Source organism: Clostridium sp. (genome assembly GCF_032576335.1).
In the GTDB taxonomy this organism is placed as follows: Bacteria; Bacillota; Clostridia; order Oscillospirales; family Acutalibacteraceae; genus Faecalispora.
Map to the genome: position 1 here is coordinate 14,313 of NZ_JAWFXC010000001.1, position 18,403 is coordinate 32,715.

The 18,403-nt window shown below is 44.8% G+C and carries 17 protein-coding genes; 11 read left to right on the forward strand and 6 right to left on the reverse strand.

Going from position 1 to position 18,403, the window contains the following annotated elements; translation table 11 throughout:
- The first annotated feature begins 148 nt into the window (after positions 1 to 148).
- Together E7L17_RS00070 and E7L17_RS00075 are read left to right on the forward strand one after the other, a co-directional pair.
- Positions 149 to 1,492 carry a CCA tRNA nucleotidyltransferase gene (locus tag E7L17_RS00070; RefSeq protein ID WP_316321236.1) on the forward strand — a complete coding sequence of 448 codons (1,344 nt, stop codon included), beginning with the start codon at positions 149 to 151 and terminating at the stop codon, positions 1,490 to 1,492.
- Entirely contained in the window at positions 1,476 to 1,979 is a 504-nt protein-coding gene (locus E7L17_RS00075; RefSeq protein ID WP_316321237.1) for a DNA-deoxyinosine glycosylase, read from the forward strand. The genes E7L17_RS00070 and E7L17_RS00075 overlap by 17 nt, the downstream gene beginning before the upstream one ends.
- Positions 1,980 to 2,106: 127 nt before the next feature.
- Here E7L17_RS00075 and sigE read toward each other — a convergent pair whose 3' ends face one another.
- Together sigE and E7L17_RS00085 are read right to left on the reverse strand one after the other, a co-directional pair.
- The gene (gene sigE, locus E7L17_RS00080) at positions 2,107 to 2,835 is read right to left on the reverse strand and encodes an RNA polymerase sporulation sigma factor SigE (protein ID WP_316321238.1); all 729 of its coding nucleotides are present in this window, start codon (positions 2,833 to 2,835) and stop codon (positions 2,107 to 2,109) included.
- Positions 2,832 to 3,731 carry a sigma-E processing peptidase SpoIIGA gene (locus E7L17_RS00085; RefSeq protein ID WP_316321239.1) on the reverse strand — a complete coding sequence of 300 codons (900 nt, stop codon included), beginning with the start codon at positions 3,729 to 3,731 and terminating at the stop codon, positions 2,832 to 2,834. Before E7L17_RS00085 ends, sigE begins: the two co-directional genes overlap by 4 nt.
- A 212-nt stretch (positions 3,732 to 3,943) precedes the next feature.
- Here E7L17_RS00085 and E7L17_RS00090 point away from each other — a divergent pair, with 212 nt between their 5' ends.
- From E7L17_RS00090 to E7L17_RS00130, 9 genes are all read left to right on the forward strand, one after another.
- Positions 3,944 to 4,591 carry a GOLPH3/VPS74 family protein gene (locus E7L17_RS00090; RefSeq protein WP_316321240.1) on the forward strand — a complete coding sequence of 216 codons (648 nt, stop codon included), beginning with the start codon at positions 3,944 to 3,946 and terminating at the stop codon, positions 4,589 to 4,591.
- 15 nt (positions 4,592 to 4,606) lie between these two features.
- Positions 4,607 to 4,870, forward strand: a complete 264-nt coding sequence (locus E7L17_RS00095) for a helix-turn-helix domain-containing protein (protein ID WP_316321241.1) — start codon at positions 4,607 to 4,609, stop codon at positions 4,868 to 4,870.
- Between the two features lie 528 nt (positions 4,871 to 5,398).
- Positions 5,399 to 6,451, forward strand: coding sequence for an inorganic phosphate transporter (locus tag E7L17_RS00100; RefSeq protein ID WP_316321242.1), 1,053 nt, complete (start codon positions 5,399 to 5,401; stop codon positions 6,449 to 6,451).
- Between the two features lie 45 nt (positions 6,452 to 6,496).
- Complete coding sequence (locus E7L17_RS00105; RefSeq protein WP_316321243.1) at positions 6,497 to 7,120, forward strand: DUF47 domain-containing protein; 624 nt, start codon at positions 6,497 to 6,499, stop codon at positions 7,118 to 7,120.
- Between the two features lie 645 nt (positions 7,121 to 7,765).
- Entirely contained in the window at positions 7,766 to 9,322 is a 1,557-nt protein-coding gene (locus E7L17_RS00110) for an L-lactate permease (protein WP_316321244.1), read from the forward strand.
- 145 nt (positions 9,323 to 9,467) lie between these two features.
- The gene (locus E7L17_RS00115; protein WP_316321245.1) at positions 9,468 to 10,889 is read left to right on the forward strand and encodes an FAD-binding oxidoreductase; all 1,422 of its coding nucleotides are present in this window, start codon (positions 9,468 to 9,470) and stop codon (positions 10,887 to 10,889) included.
- Between the two features lie 99 nt (positions 10,890 to 10,988).
- Entirely contained in the window at positions 10,989 to 12,128 is a 1,140-nt protein-coding gene (locus tag E7L17_RS00120) for an acyl-CoA dehydrogenase family protein (RefSeq protein ID WP_316321246.1), read from the forward strand.
- 216 nt (positions 12,129 to 12,344) lie between these two features.
- Complete coding sequence (locus E7L17_RS00125; protein WP_316321247.1) at positions 12,345 to 13,145, forward strand: electron transfer flavoprotein subunit beta/FixA family protein; 801 nt, start codon at positions 12,345 to 12,347, stop codon at positions 13,143 to 13,145.
- Positions 13,146 to 13,159: 14 nt separating this feature from the next.
- Positions 13,160 to 14,161, forward strand: a complete 1,002-nt coding sequence (locus E7L17_RS00130; RefSeq protein WP_316321248.1) for an electron transfer flavoprotein subunit alpha/FixB family protein — start codon at positions 13,160 to 13,162, stop codon at positions 14,159 to 14,161.
- 212 nt (positions 14,162 to 14,373) lie between these two features.
- Here E7L17_RS00130 and E7L17_RS00135 read toward each other — a convergent pair whose 3' ends face one another.
- The 4 genes from E7L17_RS00135 to E7L17_RS00150 form a co-directional block, all read right to left on the reverse strand.
- Positions 14,374 to 15,111 (reverse strand): FadR/GntR family transcriptional regulator, encoded by a 738-nt coding sequence (locus E7L17_RS00135; RefSeq protein WP_316321249.1) that lies wholly within the window; start codon positions 15,109 to 15,111, stop codon positions 14,374 to 14,376.
- Positions 15,112 to 15,380: 269 nt separating this feature from the next.
- Positions 15,381 to 16,358 carry an acyl-CoA dehydratase activase gene (locus E7L17_RS00140; protein ID WP_316321250.1) on the reverse strand — a complete coding sequence of 326 codons (978 nt, stop codon included), beginning with the start codon at positions 16,356 to 16,358 and terminating at the stop codon, positions 15,381 to 15,383.
- The gene (locus E7L17_RS00145) at positions 16,330 to 17,424 is read right to left on the reverse strand and encodes a hypothetical protein (RefSeq protein ID WP_316321251.1); all 1,095 of its coding nucleotides are present in this window, start codon (positions 17,422 to 17,424) and stop codon (positions 16,330 to 16,332) included. Before E7L17_RS00145 ends, E7L17_RS00140 begins: the two co-directional genes overlap by 29 nt.
- Entirely contained in the window at positions 17,402 to 18,328 is a 927-nt protein-coding gene (locus E7L17_RS00150) for an acyl-CoA dehydratase activase-related protein (RefSeq protein ID WP_316321252.1), read from the reverse strand. Before E7L17_RS00150 ends, E7L17_RS00145 begins: the two co-directional genes overlap by 23 nt.
- Positions 18,329 to 18,403: the final 75 nt, after the last annotated feature.

Genomic DNA, 18,403 nt, shown 5'->3' on the forward strand with positions numbered 1-18,403 from the left:
GCAGAAGTTGTTTTATGGTATAATATCCGCAACGGCACTTAACGCCTGTTGTAGGAATAATGCAGTTGCTTTCGGGGAGCGAAGCAAACGCTCCCCCGAATCAATGGCTTATAAAATACCAACTTGCTTACAGAAAGTAGGCTTACTTATGAAACTCGATATACCGTTACCAGTGCAAACGATTCTGCGCCGTTTCTATTCCGCTGGGTTTGAGGCCTCGGTCGTTGGAGGCTGTGTTCGAGACAGTCTTCTAGGGGTAACCCCGAAAGACTGGGATATCACTACCTCCGCAAGACCCGAACAGGTTCAGCGTGTATTGGCTGATTATAAGCTTTTTGAAACCGGGCTAAAACACGGTACCGTAACTGCCCTTAGCGATGGTATGCCGGTGGAGATTACCACCTACCGAATCGACGGAACGTATTCTGACAACCGCCGACCCGACAGCGTCTGCTTTACCAACCGCTTAGCAGACGATTTGTCTCGTAGAGATTTTACGATAAATGCGATGGCATACTCTGAGCAAAACGGATTAACCGATTGCTTCGGAGGGCAGGAGGATTTGCAGAATAAGATACTGCGTTGTGTTGGAGAACCCGACCGGCGCTTTGAAGAAGATGCCCTGCGAATTCTGCGCGGGCTGCGTTTTTGCGCTGTTCTTGGCCTAACACCAGAAAAGGCAACTGCAAAAAGTATGCAAACACATTACGGGCTACTGGATCACATTGCGAAAGAGCGAATCGGCAGCGAATTTATAAAGCTCCTTTGTGGTAAATATGCACCACAGGTATTGCGAAAATACCCACTTATCCTCGGCCAGATTGTACCGGAAATACTCCCCATGATTGGCTTTGAACAACATAATCCCCACCATATTTATGATGTTTGGGAGCATACACTCCACGCTCTGGACGTAATACCTGCTGACCCGGTTCTTCGCCTTGCCATCTTACTGCACGACAGCGGCAAGCCTTATACCTATACCCAAGACAAAAAGGGGGTGGGGCATTTTCACGGGCATGGCTCTGTAAGTGTGGAACTAGCCCAGCAAGCACTCATGCGGCTTCGATTTGATGGAAAAACAACTCGCCGTGTGTGTTCTCTCATTCGCATTCACGATATGCCCCTCCAGCCTGATCCTGCTTGGATTCGCCGTCGTTTGAGCCGAATGGGAGAAGAGGATTTTCGTGCATTGCTCGAAATACGCCGAGCAGATAGTCTTGCCCAGAACCCTGCCTACCGGGACAGGCTTACCCAGCTCGATGCCCTGCTCCCCCTATTAGAGCAAATCTTAGCAGAACAGCAGTGTTTCTCCTTAAAAGATTTATGTGTTGATGGAACAGACCTTATCACTCTTGGGCTAAGGCCCGGGCCTATGGTCGGCGAGCTGCTCAAACAGCTTTTGGATGCCGTCATTCAAGGGAAAACTGTGAACGAAAAGGAGGCTTTGCTTACTTTAGCAAAGCAGTTATTGAATGAAGAGCATCGTTGAACATACCATCCCTCCTGTTTATAATGAGCATTCCAGAATTCTAATTTTGGGTTCTATTCCATCCCCAAAATCGAGAGAACAGGCATTTTATTACGCTCATCCGCAAAACCGGTTTTGGACAGTGCTCTCCGCTTTGCTCACATCGGAATTGCCAAAGAGCAATATAGAAAAAACGGAGCTTCTGCTACACAATAAAATCGCTTTATGGGATGTTTTAAAAAGCTGCTCCATTGAGGGGGCAGCTGACTCCAGTATTACGGAACCGCAATTAAACGACCTTACCCCCATTCTAAAAACCGCCAACCTACAAGCGATTTTCACCACCGGGGGTACAGCGGCTGGTTTTTACCGGAAAGCATGGCTTAAACAAATCGCACTTCCGTTTATCCCTCTTCCTTCCACCAGCCCCGCAAACCAAGGTAGATACCCGTTAGAAAGGCTGATGGAGGAATACAGAGTCATTCTCCCTTTTCTGCATAATAGTTAAATAACGGGACTCTTTTAAGAATCGTTAATTTAATGATTTATACTCCTTTATGATATAAAAAAGCTCTTCGCATACTGCGAAGAGCTTTTTTCATGTACTGTTTTCAAATAGAATAGCGGCGAAGGCATCACCCCACTCGTTCCAAATCTTTTTTTAGTCGTTCAATAATTCGTTTTTCTAACCGAGAAATATAGGATTGCGAAATTCCAAGCGAATCAGCTACCTCCTTTTGTGTATGCTCGCGGCAATTATTCAGGCCAAACCGCAGCTGCATAATTTGCTGCTCTCGGGAAGAAAGGTGACCCACTGCATCCAACAGTAAATCCTTTTCCACCTCCTTTTCAATTCCTTTATTTACGGTATCCTGCTCACTGCCCAAAACGTCAGACAGTAACAGTTCATTGCCGTCCCAATCTACATTTAGTGGGTCATCTATGGAAACTTCATTTTTCAGTTGAGAGCTTTTTCGTAGGAACATTAATATTTCATTCTCGATGCAGCGTGACGCATAGGTTGCCAGTTTTATATTCCTTTCCGGGCAAAATGTATTTACCGCTTTAATGAGGCCGATTGTTCCAATTGAGATGAGGTCCTCCACACCGGCAGCGCTGGATTCAAACTTCTTCGCTATGTAAACCACTAAGCGAAGGTTATGTGTTATAAGGGGTTCTCTTGCATTTTCTCTGCCTTTCCGAACATTGTCCATTACAATGGATTCCTGTTCCGGCGTTAGGGGCGGGGGAAGCGTTTCAGGACCGTTTATGTAGTGCAGCTCCGCTGTAGGCCAAAAACGCCAAATCAGGCGCAGTAGCCACCCCCTGATACCGGAAATCCGTTTTTCCATTCCCTTTTTCACAACGATATCTCCTTTCTGGCAATTCTCTTGCCTTGTGTCATCAACTCCGGATTCAGCAATGCGCTAAACCCTGTTGTGCCCAGTTTCTGGGCGGAAACAGCCAAGTATACCTCTCTGACTGTAATCCTTTCTTTTGCCGTCTGAATCTCAATACAATCCGGCCGAAAGGCAGGGAGTACGCCGTCTCCCCCTACCGAACGAAACGGTACCAAACGAAGCCCCGGCTGCACCTCTTCTCTCTTTTTGCCTGCCATTACCATAAGATATGACCGCACCGCATCGGGAACCAATTCTTCTACGCAGTGGTACTCTGCCACCATTACCGGATACCCGGAAAACGGCTCTTTTAGGCTGTTTCCCGTATCTATTTTAGTCGTAAGCTTCACACTTTTGCCCTTTACATAAACCGTAACATAGCAAAAAAGCGCTGTGGGCTGCCTTTGGCCGGTTAAGCGGTTGAGCAAAGTAACTCCTGCATAGCATACAACCGTTAACGCCAGCAGCATTAACGGAGAAATATTAAAATAAAGAACCGAGTTTTTCATAATCATTCCGCTCGGTGACGCCAAATACCAAAGTGCGAGCATTGCACCTGCAAACCCAAAGCTGGTAAGAAAAAAACCACCTACGGTTCGAAAGAAAAAGAACCAAGAGGATGCACCAAAAGCCGTAAGTACAATCAAAGCAGAAAGAACCAGCTTAATCAAAAAAGACACAAAAACCGGTAGTGCAGGAAGCAAAATAATGAGTGAACCAAAAGCCCCAACGGCAGCACCCAATACCATGCGCAGCCGTGAAGCAGAAATATGAAAGAACTTTGCAACGGTCAAAAGCAAAAAGTAATTTACAAAAAGGTTGACGGCAACCAAAACATCCACATAGATTATTTGTTTCATACCATCCCCCTCCTTGTGCGCTGCAAAATTATTATAGCCGCTCAAAACGGCTGTTTCTGTCAAAACTTGTTTCTAATAACTTGATTTCTACTTGCAAGCTTTTCTTCTTTTTGCAAGAAAGCCCCTTGACATTCTATTGGAGTAGGAGTAAACTTAAATCGTAAGTAGTAAGTAATATGTAATAAGTAAATATAAAACATGAGGTGCTTCTTATGACAAAATTATCGTTTACTCAAGAATTCCTGTTATGCGCTCTTACTCCAAAAGGTACATTCCCCGCACTACGGAATACCGAAGTAACCTCCTGCCTTGTTGCTGGTGGTCTATTAGAGCTGCTTTATTCCAATACCATCTCCATTCACAAAGACAAAATTCTAGTTGATACGGAACTACCAGCCAACCAAGCTTATTTAGAACCACTTTATGCCTCCTTACAAAGTAAGAAGCCTTTGAAGATTGAAGATGCGGTAGCAAAATACACGTTCTCTACCAATACTCTTTTCAATAAATTTCTAAATTCGCTCTCTTTCCCCATGGTGGAACAACAGGTCGTTCAGTTAGAAACCGGAGGGGTATTTCATAACAAAACACTTTATTTACCCAATCAAAGAGTCGTGGAAAATATTGTTGAAAAGATACGCGCAGAGTTTCTCGAAGGCGGGCCAATTGATGAAGAAACCCTTGTACTTGGCTTGCTCTTGTATAAAAGCAACCTCATAAAGAATTACTTTTCAAAATTTGAATCAGATATGTTAAAAAGCCGCATAGAAGAAATGAAAGAAGCAGAAGCCAACTCTCTGATTAAGAAAATAGTCGAATACGTTGATACAATGGTTGCAGTAATCGCATCCCTTGGATAATGGAGGGGACCGCTTATGTCTAGACAAAGGCAACAGGATGTAATTGAAACTGCCGAATATGTAACCATCGGCGAATTGGTCAGACTAACCGGGGCAAGATACAGTACCCTGAAATACTACACAGAGGAAGGTATTCTGCCCTTTGAGCAAGAGGAAGAAAACCTGACACGCCGCTACAAGCGAGTAGCGGCCATAGAGAGAATTGAGCTTATTAAACAAATGAAGCAAAACGGGTACTCCATTACACAAATTAAAAAAGTGCTTTGTGAAGAAACGTAATGATACAAAAAAGCCCATGATTGCCAAACTGATTTTAGTTCGGCAATCATGGGCTTTTTTACTTTTAATTAGATTGTTATTTTGAGTCAATATATCCATTAAAATAGTAATATTATTAAATTTAGTTTTATTATTAAATCAATTATTTATGTTAAATAATAAATATATATTAATAGACTTTTACCTTCTTTTTATTCGAGAATTGTGATGAATCAAGTAAATATTTCCTTAAATTTCATATTAAATTAAAACATATTAACTAAGTATTTTATATTAAAAATTTGTTTTTCTATTGTGAATCTATACATTTTTTACTTTTCACTCTCCTCTATTTTTTATTTTGAACAAAAATAATTGTGAACAATTGTGTTTTTTTCCGCAGAAAGATGCCAGTTCATTGATATAGTTTTAGAATTTCAATTTTCCAACTAAAAGTTCTTTTGATTTTTGTAAGATGTGATATAATGAAAATAAATAAATTAAGAATATGTAAAGAAATGATTATGATTTCATGTAAGGGGAGTGTAAATGACTGTTTCACTAGCAGATTTTATCTCGTGGATGTCGGCTTACCCCATGCTGGGAATTACTGCGCTGCTCACTACCGGAGTAATTCTTGTTAACGGCTGGACGGATGCCCCAAACGCGATTGCCACCTGCGTATCTACCCGCGCAATGGCACCAAGACCCGCCATTTTAATGGCAGCGGTGTTCAACTTTCTAGGCGTTTTTGTAATGACCTCAATTAATGCAAGTGTTGCCGCAACCATTTATAATATGGTTGATTTTAGCGGGAATCCGCACGAAGCTTTGGTTGCATTATGTGCGGCACTGCTTGCAATTGTGATTTGGGCCACCGCGGCCTGGTGGTTTGGCATTCCCACGAGTGAAAGCCATGCACTGATTGCTGGTCTCTCCGGTGCAGCAATTGCTTTGCACGGTGGTTTCTCTGGTATTAACGGTTCTGAATGGATTAAGGTTGTTTATGGCCTTGTTCTTTCCACCATTCTGGGTTTTATAATGGGTTGGGGTACTGCAAAGCTAACTCATAAAATTTGCCGCAATATGGACCGCCGGCGTACAACCTCGTTTTTTCAAAAGGCACAAATTGGCGGCGGCGCTGCAATGGCATTTATGCATGGCGCGCAGGACGGCCAAAAATTCATGGGTGTTTTTATGCTGGGTATGTTCCTTGCAAAGGGTGAATCAAATGTGGGGAACTTTCAAATCCCAATTTGGCTGATGCTCTTCTGTTCTATGATCATGGGTCTTGGCACCTCCATTGGCGGCTACCGTATTATTAAAGCCGTAGGAATGGATATGGTCAAGCTCGAAAAGCACCAAGGCTTTACGGCAGACCTTGCCGCAGCAGGCTGTCTTCTCATTTCTTCTTTAACCAGCATCCCGGTTTCCACCACTCATACCAAAACAACTTCTATTATGGGTGTTGGCGCTGCAAAACGTGTATCTTCCGTAAACTGGGGCATTGTAAAAGAGATGGTTTACACTTGGATTCTCACCTTCCCCGGCTGCGGTATTATTGGTTACTTGATGGCGAAGCTGTTTATAACGATCTTTTAAATCCGGCAAATGCCGACACCTTGACGAAACAGGAGAATCGAAACTATGGCAAGAAAAAGCGATCAATATTACTACAATGTATTGTCTGAGGGCATCGATTACTGCACACAGGCAGCCGACCTTTTGCTGGATACATTAAAGAATTACCATCCCGAGAAAATGGATACTTGTATTCGAGACATGCACGCGATTGAGCATGCCGCAGATTTATCGAAACATGTAATGATGAGCCGTTTGGTAAAGGAATTTATAACTCCTATTGAGCGTGAAGACATTATTGAACTCGCACAAACCATTGATGACGTAACAGACGGTATTGAAGACGTTGTGCTTCGCCTGTACATGTTCCACACCAAAACCATTCGCCCTGAGGCGCTGGAGTTTGGTGCTATTATCGTTTCTTGCTGCAAGGCGATGAAGGCAATGATGGAGGAGTTCCACAACTTTAACAAGTCGAGCACCATTCACCAGATTATTGTTGATATTAACCGCATGGAAGAAGAAGGGGACAAGCTTTATACACAGGCAATCCATGCCTTGTATGAGAATCCAACTGATCCGATTGAAATCTTTACTTGGACAGAGATTTTCAACCACTTTGAGCGCTGCTGCGATACATGCGAAGATGTTGCAAATGTAGTGGAAAGCGTTATTATGAAAAATACCTAATTTTCATAAAACAAAATATAAATTTGCGGCGGGCAGTGAAAAACTGTCCGTTTTTTGTATTTTATACGCATGTACTTCCTAATTGTTTTGTTTGGTATAACCCTTTCAAGCACTTCTTTTTTTCGTATTCTTAACCATTTCTGCTTTTTTATAATTCCTCTCTTTTTACGCTTTTCAATGTGAATTTGTTATATCTCATCCAAATCCAATTGCTTTCCCCTATATGAATAAAGAAAGGAAGCCTGCTAAGGAATAGTAGGCTTCCTTTCTTTATTCATATGGCTGTATTTACCAATACATATTCTTTCAGATTGTTAATTCTTCTCTACAAGTTCTATTTTGTCGAAATTCAGATAGTTTGCCTGAATTTGCTTGTCGTTTTTTGAAGATCTTTTCTTTATTTATCATTTTCCTCACAATTATCGGATTTTCTTTCGATATTGGTAGAGCCAATATTATTTCATAATTTCTGCATGACGGTAATTATTATTCAATTATAATCGAAATGCACAATTTTTGATATTGACAAAGCACTTTTTCCAGAGGATAATAAGTAAAAGTGACTAGGCAAGGGGAGTGTCTTGTCATCCCATGCGTATTTTGGTAGTATCAATTATCAAAAATCGCCGATAAGGAGGAGCAATTGTGTTTCTGCAATTTATTCTAGCGCTTCTGCCGATTTTATGGCTTGTAGTGTCCCTATGTTACATAAAAATGCCTGCCTACAAAGCCTGTCCAGTAGCGCTCGTCATCACTATTCTGCTAGCACTCTTGTATTGGAAAACCCCGGGGTTTGAGGTTTTTACCGGCGGGCTGGAAGGCGCAACGATGGCGCTTTGGCCTATCTCTCTTGTAATTATAGCCGCTATTTTTACATACAACCTCACCGTTAAGACCGGGGCTATGGCTCGTATTCAAAAAATGCTAACATCCGTTTCAAACGATAAGCGGGTACTGGTTCTTATCATTGCTTGGGGCTTTGGCGGATTTATGGAGGGCATGGCCGGTTTTGGAACCGCCGTTGCTATTCCCGCTAGTATTTTGTGTGGCCTTGGATTTAACCCTATTTTCGCAGCTGTTATCTGTCTTGTGGCAAACGCCACTCCTACCGCATTCGGCTCCATTGGTATTCCTACTGTTACAGCCGCTTCGGTTACTGGTCTTGATACACAGGCAACAGCGATTGTAGTCTCAATGCAGTTATTTTTGATGGTAGTACTTACCCCCTTACTGCTGGTTGTTATTACCGGCGGTGGTCTCAAAAGCCTCAAAAGCAGCTGGCATATTGCCCTAATTGCTGGTCTTGGGTTTGCAATCGTTCAGTTTTTGGCCGCTCGATTTATTGGTGCGGAGCTGCCTGCGGTAACCGGTTCGGTAGCCAGCATGTTGCTTACCATTGGCGCAGCAAAAGTCTTCTGCAAAAACACTCCCGAGGAATACCAACTATCCCCTGAAACCAAAGACGATTTACAAAAGCAGCCTCTCCCCAGCTTGCACGAAGCTTTAATATCGTGGTCACCCTTCCTTTTGATTTTTGTATTTCTTCTCACCGTTTCTAAGCTTGTTCCACCTGTTTACCAAGTACTTTCTTCTGTAAAAACCAGTGTTGTAATCTACTCGGGCGCAGGTGCCTCCCCCTATACATTTGCTTGGCTTACCACACCCGGAGTTTTAATCTTCCTTGCTGCGTTCTTAGGAGGATTACTGCAAAAAGCAAGTCTATCAGACATGGCACAGGTATTGGTTCAAACATTTAAGCAAATGATTAAAACAATGATTACCCTAGTTACCATTCTCGCAGCTGCAAAAATCATGGGCTACAGCGGTATGACTCGTGACATCGCGGCTTTCCTCGTAGTTACCACTGGTTCTGCTTACCCGCTCGTAGCTCCCTTAATTGGTTCCATTGGAACCTTTGTTACCGGCAGTGCTACGTCCTCCAGTGTTCTGTTCAGTTCGCTACAGGCTGAAACAGCCCGCGCAATTGGTATGCAGGAGATTTGGCTGGTTGCCGCCAATACCATGGGTGCAACGGCTGGTAAAATTATCTCGCCTCAAAGCATCACAATTGCGGTGGCGTCCACCGGCACCAGCGGAGAGGAAAGCAATATTCTGCGCATCACTTTAAAGTACTATCTGCTTTATATTGTGGTGTTTGGTCTTATCTCTTACTTAGGTTATGGCTTACTCGCTTTTGTTTAAGTATAAGTCGGTGTCTGCTTTTTAAATCGATTCTATGCCCAAACTCCCCTTTGGGTATCCATTGATTTCAACCGTATGCTTTTAAAGCAGCCGCCTCTATCTTGAAAAAATTTCATTACTTGTATTTAGGAAAGGAACATGCAGTATGAGTCAGTACAATAAGGTTACACCAGAACTGATTGAACAGTTCCGGAAAATCGCACCAAACCGTGTGTCTGTCAGCGGAGACATCAACGACGATTTCACACACGATGAAATGCCTATCTACGGCAAAGCATCCCCAGAGGTCGTTATTGAAGTTACCTCTACCGAAGAAGTAGCGGCAGTTATGAAACTTTGCCACGAGAACAGTATCGCAGTTACCCCTCGTGGTGCAGGAACCGGTTTAGCCGGCGGCGCTGTTGCCCTTTGCGGAGGAGTGATTCTCTCTACCACTAAAATGAATCAAATTTTGGGCTATGACAAAGAAAATCTGAATGTTCGCGTTCAATCCGGTGTTCTGCTCAATGAATTAGCGGAAGATGCAACGAAGCAAGGTCTTTTGTATCCCCCTGATCCGGGCGAGAAGTTTGCAACAATTGGCGGTAACGTAGCCACCAATGCCGGTGGTATGCGCGCCGTTAAATACGGCACAACCCGAGATTATGTTCGTGCGATGACCGTAGTTCTCCCGACCGGAGAAATTGTAAACCTCGGTGCAAGTGTATCCAAGAGCAGCAGCGGCTACAGCCTGCTGCACCTCATGATTGGCTCTGAGGGAACACTCGGCATTATCACCGAATTAACACTCAAGCTAATCCCCCAGCCGAAAGAGGTTGTCAGCCTGATTGTCCTGTTCGAAAATTTGGATGAGTGTATTGCAGCAGTACCTCAAATTATGCTGGCTCACTTGCAGCCGCAGGCACTGGAATTCATGGAGCGTGAAATTGTTATTTCCTCTGAAGCATACCTTGGCAAGAGTGTATTCCCGCAAGAATTTGAGGGCAGCCAAGTGAACGCTTACCTGCTGATTACCTTTGACGGTGAAAACGCAGATCAGCTCGATGAAATCATTGAGAAAGCATCTGAGGTCGTTTTGGAAGCCGGTGCTCTGGATGTTTTGGTTGCAGATACTCCTGCGCTGAAAAAAGACGCATGGGCAGCTCGCAGTTCGTTCCTCGAGGCGATTGAAGCACAGACAAAATTACTTGACGAATGCGACGTTGTTGTACCTACCAGCAAAATTGCTAAATACCTCAACTACATTAAATCCATTGAAGCAGATTACGGCTTCGAAGTGAAGAGCTTTGGTCATGCTGGAGATGGTAACCTGCATATTTACACCTGCTCCAACGACATGGAGCTCGATGAGTTTAAAGCACAGGTACACGACTTTATGAAGAAAGCATATGCCAAGGCAACGGAGTTTGGCGGCCTTATCTCCGGCGAACACGGCATCGGTCATGGTAAGCAAGCCTATCTATCTGAAATGGCTGGCCCCGTAAACATGCGCCTGATGAAAGAAATTAAAACCGTATTTGACCCGAAGGAAATTCTAAACCCCGGTAAGGTTTGCTTAAAGCTGTAAGCAGATAACGTAATTTATAACGGTAGTTTTTTGATTAAGTTTAAAAAAAATTACTATCCAACAATAAATAAACCTATATTATGAGCGGAGGAAAAAGCGATGGCATACATCATTTCAGAAGAGGGCCAAGAGCTGTTGGGTGCAGTAAAGAAATTCTGTGAAAAAGAAGTGAAGGAACAATGTAAAGAATTTGACAAAACCGGCGAGTGGCCAAAAGAGATGTACGATAAAGCAATTGAAATGCAGCTGCACATGCTAGAGGTTCCCGAGGAGTACGGCGGGATGGGCCTTGACCGTGTATCTATCGCTGCTTTGATTGAGCAAATGGCAATTGCAGATTCCGGCTTTGCCACAACCATCTCCGCCAGCGGCCTTGGAATGAAGCCCGTTTTAATTGGTGGAACCGAAGAGCAAAAGCAGCATGCCTGCGATTTGATTATTGATGGCGGATTCGCTGCTTTCTGCCTTACCGAACCCGGTGCAGGGTCGGATGCCTCCGCTGGTAAAACCACTGCTGTTCGAGATGGCGACAGCTACATTCTGAATGGTCGCAAGTGCTTCATTACCAACGGTGCTGTTTCTTCCTTCTACTGTGTAACCGCTATGACAGATAAGTCTGCCGGTACCAAGGGAATCTCTATGTTCTTCATTGAGAAAGGCACGCCCGGTCTTTCCACCGGACATGAAGAAGACAAAATGGGTATTCGTACCTCCAACACCTGCGATGTTGTATTGGAAGATTGCCGCATTCCTGCATCTAATCTGATTGGTGCAGAGGGTCAAGGCTTCTCCATCGCGATGAAAACATTGGATCAAGCGCGCGCTTGGATGGGCTGTATTGCAACTGGTATTGCACAGCGCGGCATGGACGAAGCAATCGCGTACGGCAAAGAGAGAATTCAGTTCGGCAAGCCAGTATTGAAAAATCAAGCATTGCAGTTTAAAATTGCCGACATGGCCATTAAAATTGAAACCGCCCGCCAGATGGTGGCCCATGCTCTTACTCTTATGGATCTCGGCCTGCCTTACAGCAAGGAATCTGCCATTGCAAAGTGCTATGCGTCCGACATTGCAATGGAAGTTGCATCTGAGGCAATTCAGGTATTTGGCGGCTATGGCTTTAGCCGTGAGTACCCGGTTGAAAAGCTTCTGCGCGATGCGAAGATCTTCCAAATCTTTGAAGGCACCAATGAGATTCAGCGTATTGTTGTTGCCAACAATACCATTGGTCGCTTTTAATTAGAGCCCAACTTTGGGTAAAACGAATGGAAGTAATGTAATCATTAAAGGATAAATCGCTAATTGGTACCATATTATCCCCAGCTCCCTTGTGGAGATAAATACCCACTTTACATTTCATTCTGCTGCTAAACCGTTTAAAAACAGGAAATCCGTCTCCGCTTTTTGTGGAGACGGATTCAACCGCTTTTACTATTCTGCAAGGAGAACAAACACATGGAAATACTCGTATGTATTAAGCAAGTACCGGATGATACGGCTGAAATCCGCCTAAAGGCAGATGGAACTCCCAACCTTGACAGTGTGCCTCAGGTTGTCAATGCGTTTGACACGTACGCACTCGAAATGGCAACCCGACTGAAAGAAGCCGTTGGCGGTGAAATCACTGTGGTTAGCGTTGGTGGTGAAAGCGCACGCGATGCTTTGAAAAATTGCCTCGCCGTAGGTGCGCAACACGCTTTTCTGCTCACCGACCCCGCCTTTGAAGGCTCCGATAGCCTTGGGAAAGCGCGCATTCTCGCTGCTGCCATAACAAAGCTGGAAGAAAAGTCTGGCAAACCCTTTGACCTGATTTTCTGCGGGCTGGAAGCTACCGACAAAGCAACTGGACAAACTGGTGTTCAGCTTGCCGAGGTTCTCAATTTGCCCCTTATCACCAACCTGATTGACATTTCTTATGAGAATGATACCGTAACCGCAAAGCAGGAGACCGATTTTGGCTACAATCTAATTGATGCCAAAGCCCCGTGTGTGGTTACCGTAAATACCCCCGCCTACGCTCCCCGTTACCCTACCATTAAAAGCAAGCTTGCCGCCAAAAAAATGCCCATAGACCCCATTTCTTTGGCAGATTTGGGTGAGCAAGCGGAAAAGGTTGGCGAAAAAGCCTCCCTTACCCGTACGGTACGGTATGCCGAGCCTGCCCAGAAGGTGGCCGGAGTAAAAATTAAAGAAGAGACCTGCGAGGAATCCGCCTGCCGGGCCGTAGCGATGATGGTCGAAGCAAAAGCGCTGTAAGGGAGTACTGAAACATGGAATTAAATCTAAACCAAACCATATTTGCATATGTAGAAACAAATGGCGGTAAGCCCGTCAATGTTGGCATAGAACTACTTTCGCTTGCCAGAACCATTGCGGATGCTGCCGGGCAAAAAGTAACTGCTGTTCTTGTTGGCAGTGAGCTTCAGGAAGCCGCTCAGCGCGTTGCCGCACTTGGCACAGACCGGGTGATTGTAGTGGATGCTCCTGCTTACACTGCGTTTTCAGTAGATGAGTACACCGGTGTTCTGGAACAGCTTATAAAAGAAGAAAAGCCCGCTGTGTTCCTGATGGGTAACACCTTGCAGGGGAAGAGCATTGCTCCCCGCCTTGCCGCTCGTTTTGAGAGTGGCTGTGTTGCCGATGTGACCGCTATTACAGCACAAGACGGTAAGCTGCACTGGGTAACTCCTCGCTTTGGCGGAACCGTACTGGCAGAAGAAGTAATAGAAAGCTCTGCGGTACAGTTTGCAACCGTTCGTACCGGTGCTTTCTCTAAGCCAGAGACGAGCGCAAGCCTTAGTGAAATCGTTAGCAAAGAAGTTGCTGTTGCCCCGGATTCCATCCGGACTCAGATTCGTGAGGCAGTTAAGGAATTGACCGAAAGCGTTAACCTAGAGGACGCCGAAGTCATCGTTTCGGGCGGCCGCGGCATGGGCAATGCCGAAAACTTTAAGCTTGTAGAAGAGCTTGCAGCCCTTTTAGGCGGTGTAGTTGGTGCAACTCGCCCTGCAATTGAAGAGGGCTGGGTCTCCAGAGCACACCAAGTTGGGCAGTCCGGTAAAATTGTTGCTCCGAAGCTATATATTGCCTGTGGTATTTCCGGTGCAACACAGCATGTCTCTGGTATGTCATCCTCCGGCTTTGTTGTTGCAATCAATAAAGACGAAGATGCCGCTATCTTCGACGTTGCAAACGTTGGCATTGTTGGCGATGTAGGCAAAGTCATTCCTGCAATGATGGAAGAAATCCGCAAGACAAAAGCAGAGGCTTAACTTATCTTGTTCCCCCTACCCGTTTGCCTGCTCTCTCCACACTGTTAGAGCAAAAGCTTTGTTCTTCTTTCGCGTCTTTCCTATATCAGCAGTGCAAACGGTTTATACACTCTTTTTTCCGTTGCTAAAATAAGAAAGCAGGGCAGATTTACCATCTGCCCTGCTTTCTTATTTCATTTATAAATCTATATTAAATTCAAATACCTGTAAGGTCATTCTTTTTCCAGTTCTTCTTGAACCTGTTTAAAGTCTGCCATAAAGCCCTGCTCGAGCATATATTCATCAATGAGCTCAAAATGGTCTTGCACCGCCAGTGACAAATGTACTTTATTTCTGCGGCAAAGGGCATTTACGATTTGTTCATGCGCATATTGCAGCTTGTGGCCTGTATCATCATGCAGCAATATGTTGCAACGCAGGTCGTGTATAAAACGGTCGATAGAGTCGGAAAGCGCACGCAGAATTTGTATAATCAATTCATTGCCTGAAGCAATTGCGATCAGCTCGTGCAGCTCCTTATCCAAAAGGTCAGCTTCCACTCCATCACGGGCATGAAGCTCCTTTACAATTTCTTTGAGTCTTTCTAATTGCTCCTCTGAAATACGGTCTACCGCCAGCATAGCGGCCTCCATCTCAAGCCCTCTGCGTAGTTCCGCCAGCTGCCGGTAACTAATTCGCTGTAATAAAGATAAAAGCCCAAAGGTGTCTTTCAGGCTCTGGCTAATGTCGCAGCAAATAAAATTACCCGCTCCGTGTTCACTGCGAATAAAACCCATGTGCTCCAGCAGGCGCATTGCCTCTCGCACAGAATTACGTCCTACGCCCAACTCTTCCGCCAGCTTTCGCTCCGGCGGAAGTGGCTCCCCTAGCGAAAGGCTACCATCTTTTAGCTTTTGCTGTAAATAATCCAAAACTTTTTCGTAAGCCTTAACGCTCTTTTCTTTTTCCATGTGAGGGGCCTCCATTGTAGATATTCCGATATGTGTTAAGTTTCGCTTTGGTTTTACTGATTGAGTTAGGTTGTCCAAATCGTATATTGTGAAACGAGCTTTAAAAAACATGTACTCCGTTTCTTATATACTAAGCCAAAGATTCCATGCTCTCCCAGCTAGCAAAATCTTGCTTTTGCTAGTAGCGTGACGTTATTATAACACATTTTCCAGAATTTTCGTAGCTCTCAGTAATTCTGTTTAAAAGCACAATGGATAAAGTAAACTTTTTAAACCCGAACGCCTTGTGCTTTTTCCTTCACCGCCTTAAGGCCCCTCTCGCAGCGGTTTCCCCAAGCATCCAGCAGTTCATCCCCTCGATAAAAACGTACGATTTCACAGCGGTTGGGGCAGCAAGAGCACTCTCCCGCGCGTGTAGTGAAGGTCATCTCTAAAAGAACTGGGTCAAAAGGATGCTCCCGCTGGGCAGAACGAGACAAAATCGCAGCGCCAATTGCGCCCATCAGGTGAGAATCGGTATCTACAGTAACATCGGCATGTAGTTCATCTTCAAAGGCCTTTACTACCCCTTTGTTTTTGCTTACCCCACCCTGAAACACAATAGGTTCTTCAATGTGCTTCCCTTTCCCTACGTTATTTAAATAATTCAAAACAATTGCACGGCACAGTCCTGCCACAATATCTTCCTTGCTGTGTCCGGTCTGCGCCTTGTGTATCATATCGGATTCCGCAAACACAGTACACCTTGCTGCTATTTTAGATGGCGATTGCGAACGCAGGGCAATATCCCCCAGCTTTTCAATCTCTAAACCCAAACGTTTCGCCTGTGATGATAAAAACGCACCCGTTCCTGCCGCGCAAAGCGAATTCATTGCATAATCTGAGACTACTCCACCGCGAATCAAAATGATTTTCGAATCCTGTCCACCGATTTCCAGAATGGTACGTACACCCGGGTGGCGTGAAAGCGTACCCACCGCATGAGCCGTAATTTCATTCTTTACCACATCTGCACCCAGCATACTGCCAATTAAACGCCTTGCTGAACCGGTGGTTCCCACGGAACGCACACTTACCGGGCAAGGTGACTTCTCAAACAAAATGCTAACTAGGCGTTTTACGGCGCCTACGGGGTCGCCCTCTGTCCAAAGGTACTCTTCTGAGAGCACCTGTCCATCCTCGCTCAAGAGTACTCCCTTGGTTGAGATAGAGCCGATGTCAACCCCCAGAGACACGGGCTGTTCCATATGCTTTATTCCTCCTCATTTCAATCATGTCAGCAAACGCCTCCAGCCTTGTTTCTACACCTACTTCGCTTGTGTTGGCATCAAAGCTAAGGTGGAGTATCGGCATGCCGTAATCCTGCTCTACGCTGGTTAAGGCAGGCGTTGCATTTAACTCTGGAATACAACCGAATGATTTCATGTGTATGAGTCCATCGTACCCCAATTCCGCATACTGTTTTGCTTGGCACACACTATCTACTCCATTTGCTCCTACCGTATATTTTAAATACCCTCCGCTTTCGCGCAACGAAATACGGTCTTTTTTTCCGAACAGCAAAAAGGATACGCTCATGCGTCTGCTCACGCTAATATTTCTGCGGGCAAGCTGCTTTTCAATATAGAAGTTACTAAACGGTTCCATAAGGGTGTATAGCTCGCCAATAACTCCCACGCGCAGCGGCATACCTATTTTTTTTATTGGAATTTCTTCTGCGGCGCGCGCATACTTTGTCTTTATTCGCTCAAGCTGCAGCATGGTTTTCGGTTCACTTAACTCTTGAAGCAACTGTCTTTGAAGCTTTTCAAAGGAGCCCGGAACGACTTCAAACCCAACATTTTCGCGAATATAGTAATCCAAAGCATCCATAATACGCAGGCTTTCGGCAGTACGCATCATTACGCTTACAATTTCACGCAAGGAAAGCGGGCACTCCAATTTTCGGAGTACCCGATAGATTGCCTCGGGCCGAACAAGGGCCCGCGAAAAGCAAAGAAATTCAAAATCATACCCCAAATCACGCAAGATTTGCTCCTGTACTTCACCATAATACCCGTAGCGGCAGCCGAGCCCTGTTTGTAGCAGTACATTGGCTCCCTTATCTAACGCCTCAATATAATTGCCCATATTAAACTTAAATGGAGAGCAGACAAAATCCGGGCTGTATTTACTGCCAAGTTCTAACGTGCGTTGAGTCGTTGGAGGAGCAGACATTACCTTTTGTCCCGGGAAAAGTTCTTGGAGCATGGTGCGTATCACCACATGGTAATCTCCCATATGCGGAAAGCTAAACACGAATTCTTTTTTCATATTCTCTTTTCCTCTCCCCTAATATATCTAAAAAGCTTTCAATGCGGGTTTGAAGCCCTGCATCGGACTGGTGCTCATCCATGAGAAGCTGAATCACCGGAATCTCGTGAACGCGGCGTATCACCAGTTCGTTTACCAAAGAATCGGTTCCGCAGGGAAAGGCCGTTAGCAAAATGACACCATCCACACGGTGCTTGTACAGCTCAATCGCGCCAATCATCTCTTTATTCATCGTCCAGTAAAGCTGTTTCGAAATCGCTTTGGATTTTTGGCAGCAGGTATGGCGATCACAATAATCTGAAAATAATACGGTACCATTTTGTTCCCGAATCATACGGCAGACGGGCTCACCAATATACGAGTCATGGCTGATATACGGCTGCCCTGCAATTAAGATTTTGAGGCCATCGCTATTAGAGACCTGCTCTTGCAGCTCCATACAGGACAAATCCTGCTCAAGCTGACGTTGCTTTGCACGCTGATATGCGCGAAAGCACTGGTCGGGGCTTTTGCCGAGCTGGCGACCCATACTACAAAACCCCAAAAATTCCGTTCCCGGTTTGCTGCCCTTTAGATTATAAGTAATCAGCTTGGCATCGGGGAATGTATGGCGAACAATATCATACAACCCTAAAAAGCGAACACAAAATTCTTCGCTGCCTCGGGTTCCTTCAAAACGCGGCACCATAATGTACTCGCACTTCGTAAGCAAAGATTCAACGTGGCCTAAAAACAGCTTCATTGGCAGGCAGTTTTCTGTTTCAGAACGGCGCGTGCCATTCTCCAGAATACTTCTGCTGGTATTACTGCTTACAACCACCTCACAGCCTAACTCTAGAAAGAACGTTTCCCATAAAGAACCATAACGAAAATATAAAAAAGCTTTTGGAATTCCAATTTTCAATATTAATCACCCAAAAGCTATTATGGATTTTTTCCCTGTAAGTATTCATTTTATTTGGCATTCCCTCTGTATTCT

Coding starts and splice junctions, on each gene's coding strand:
- E7L17_RS00070 (WP_316321236.1), top strand. CDS start 149: ATGAAACTCGATATACCGTTACCAGTGCAAACGATTCTGCGCCGTTTC.
- E7L17_RS00095 (WP_316321241.1), top strand. CDS start 4,607: ATGTCTAGACAAAGGCAACAGGATGTAATTGAAACTGCCGAATATGTA.
- E7L17_RS00140 (WP_316321250.1), bottom strand. CDS start 16,358: ATGGAACAGCCCGTGTCTCTGGGGGTTGACATCGGCTCTATCTCAACC.
- E7L17_RS00135 (WP_316321249.1), bottom strand. CDS start 15,111: ATGGAAAAAGAAAAGAGCGTTAAGGCTTACGAAAAAGTTTTGGATTAT.
- E7L17_RS00130 (WP_316321248.1), top strand. CDS start 13,160: ATGGAATTAAATCTAAACCAAACCATATTTGCATATGTAGAAACAAAT.
- E7L17_RS00100 (WP_316321242.1), top strand. CDS start 5,399: ATGACTGTTTCACTAGCAGATTTTATCTCGTGGATGTCGGCTTACCCC.
- E7L17_RS00085 (WP_316321239.1), bottom strand. CDS start 3,731: ATGAAACAAATAATCTATGTGGATGTTTTGGTTGCCGTCAACCTTTTT.
- E7L17_RS00120 (WP_316321246.1), top strand. CDS start 10,989: ATGGCATACATCATTTCAGAAGAGGGCCAAGAGCTGTTGGGTGCAGTA.
- E7L17_RS00115 (WP_316321245.1), top strand. CDS start 9,468: ATGAGTCAGTACAATAAGGTTACACCAGAACTGATTGAACAGTTCCGG.
- E7L17_RS00145 (WP_316321251.1), bottom strand. CDS start 17,424: ATGAAAAAAGAATTCGTGTTTAGCTTTCCGCATATGGGAGATTACCAT.
- E7L17_RS00090 (WP_316321240.1), top strand. CDS start 3,944: ATGACAAAATTATCGTTTACTCAAGAATTCCTGTTATGCGCTCTTACT.
- E7L17_RS00105 (WP_316321243.1), top strand. CDS start 6,497: ATGGCAAGAAAAAGCGATCAATATTACTACAATGTATTGTCTGAGGGC.
- E7L17_RS00075 (WP_316321237.1), top strand. CDS start 1,476: ATGAAGAGCATCGTTGAACATACCATCCCTCCTGTTTATAATGAGCAT.
- E7L17_RS00125 (WP_316321247.1), top strand. CDS start 12,345: ATGGAAATACTCGTATGTATTAAGCAAGTACCGGATGATACGGCTGAA.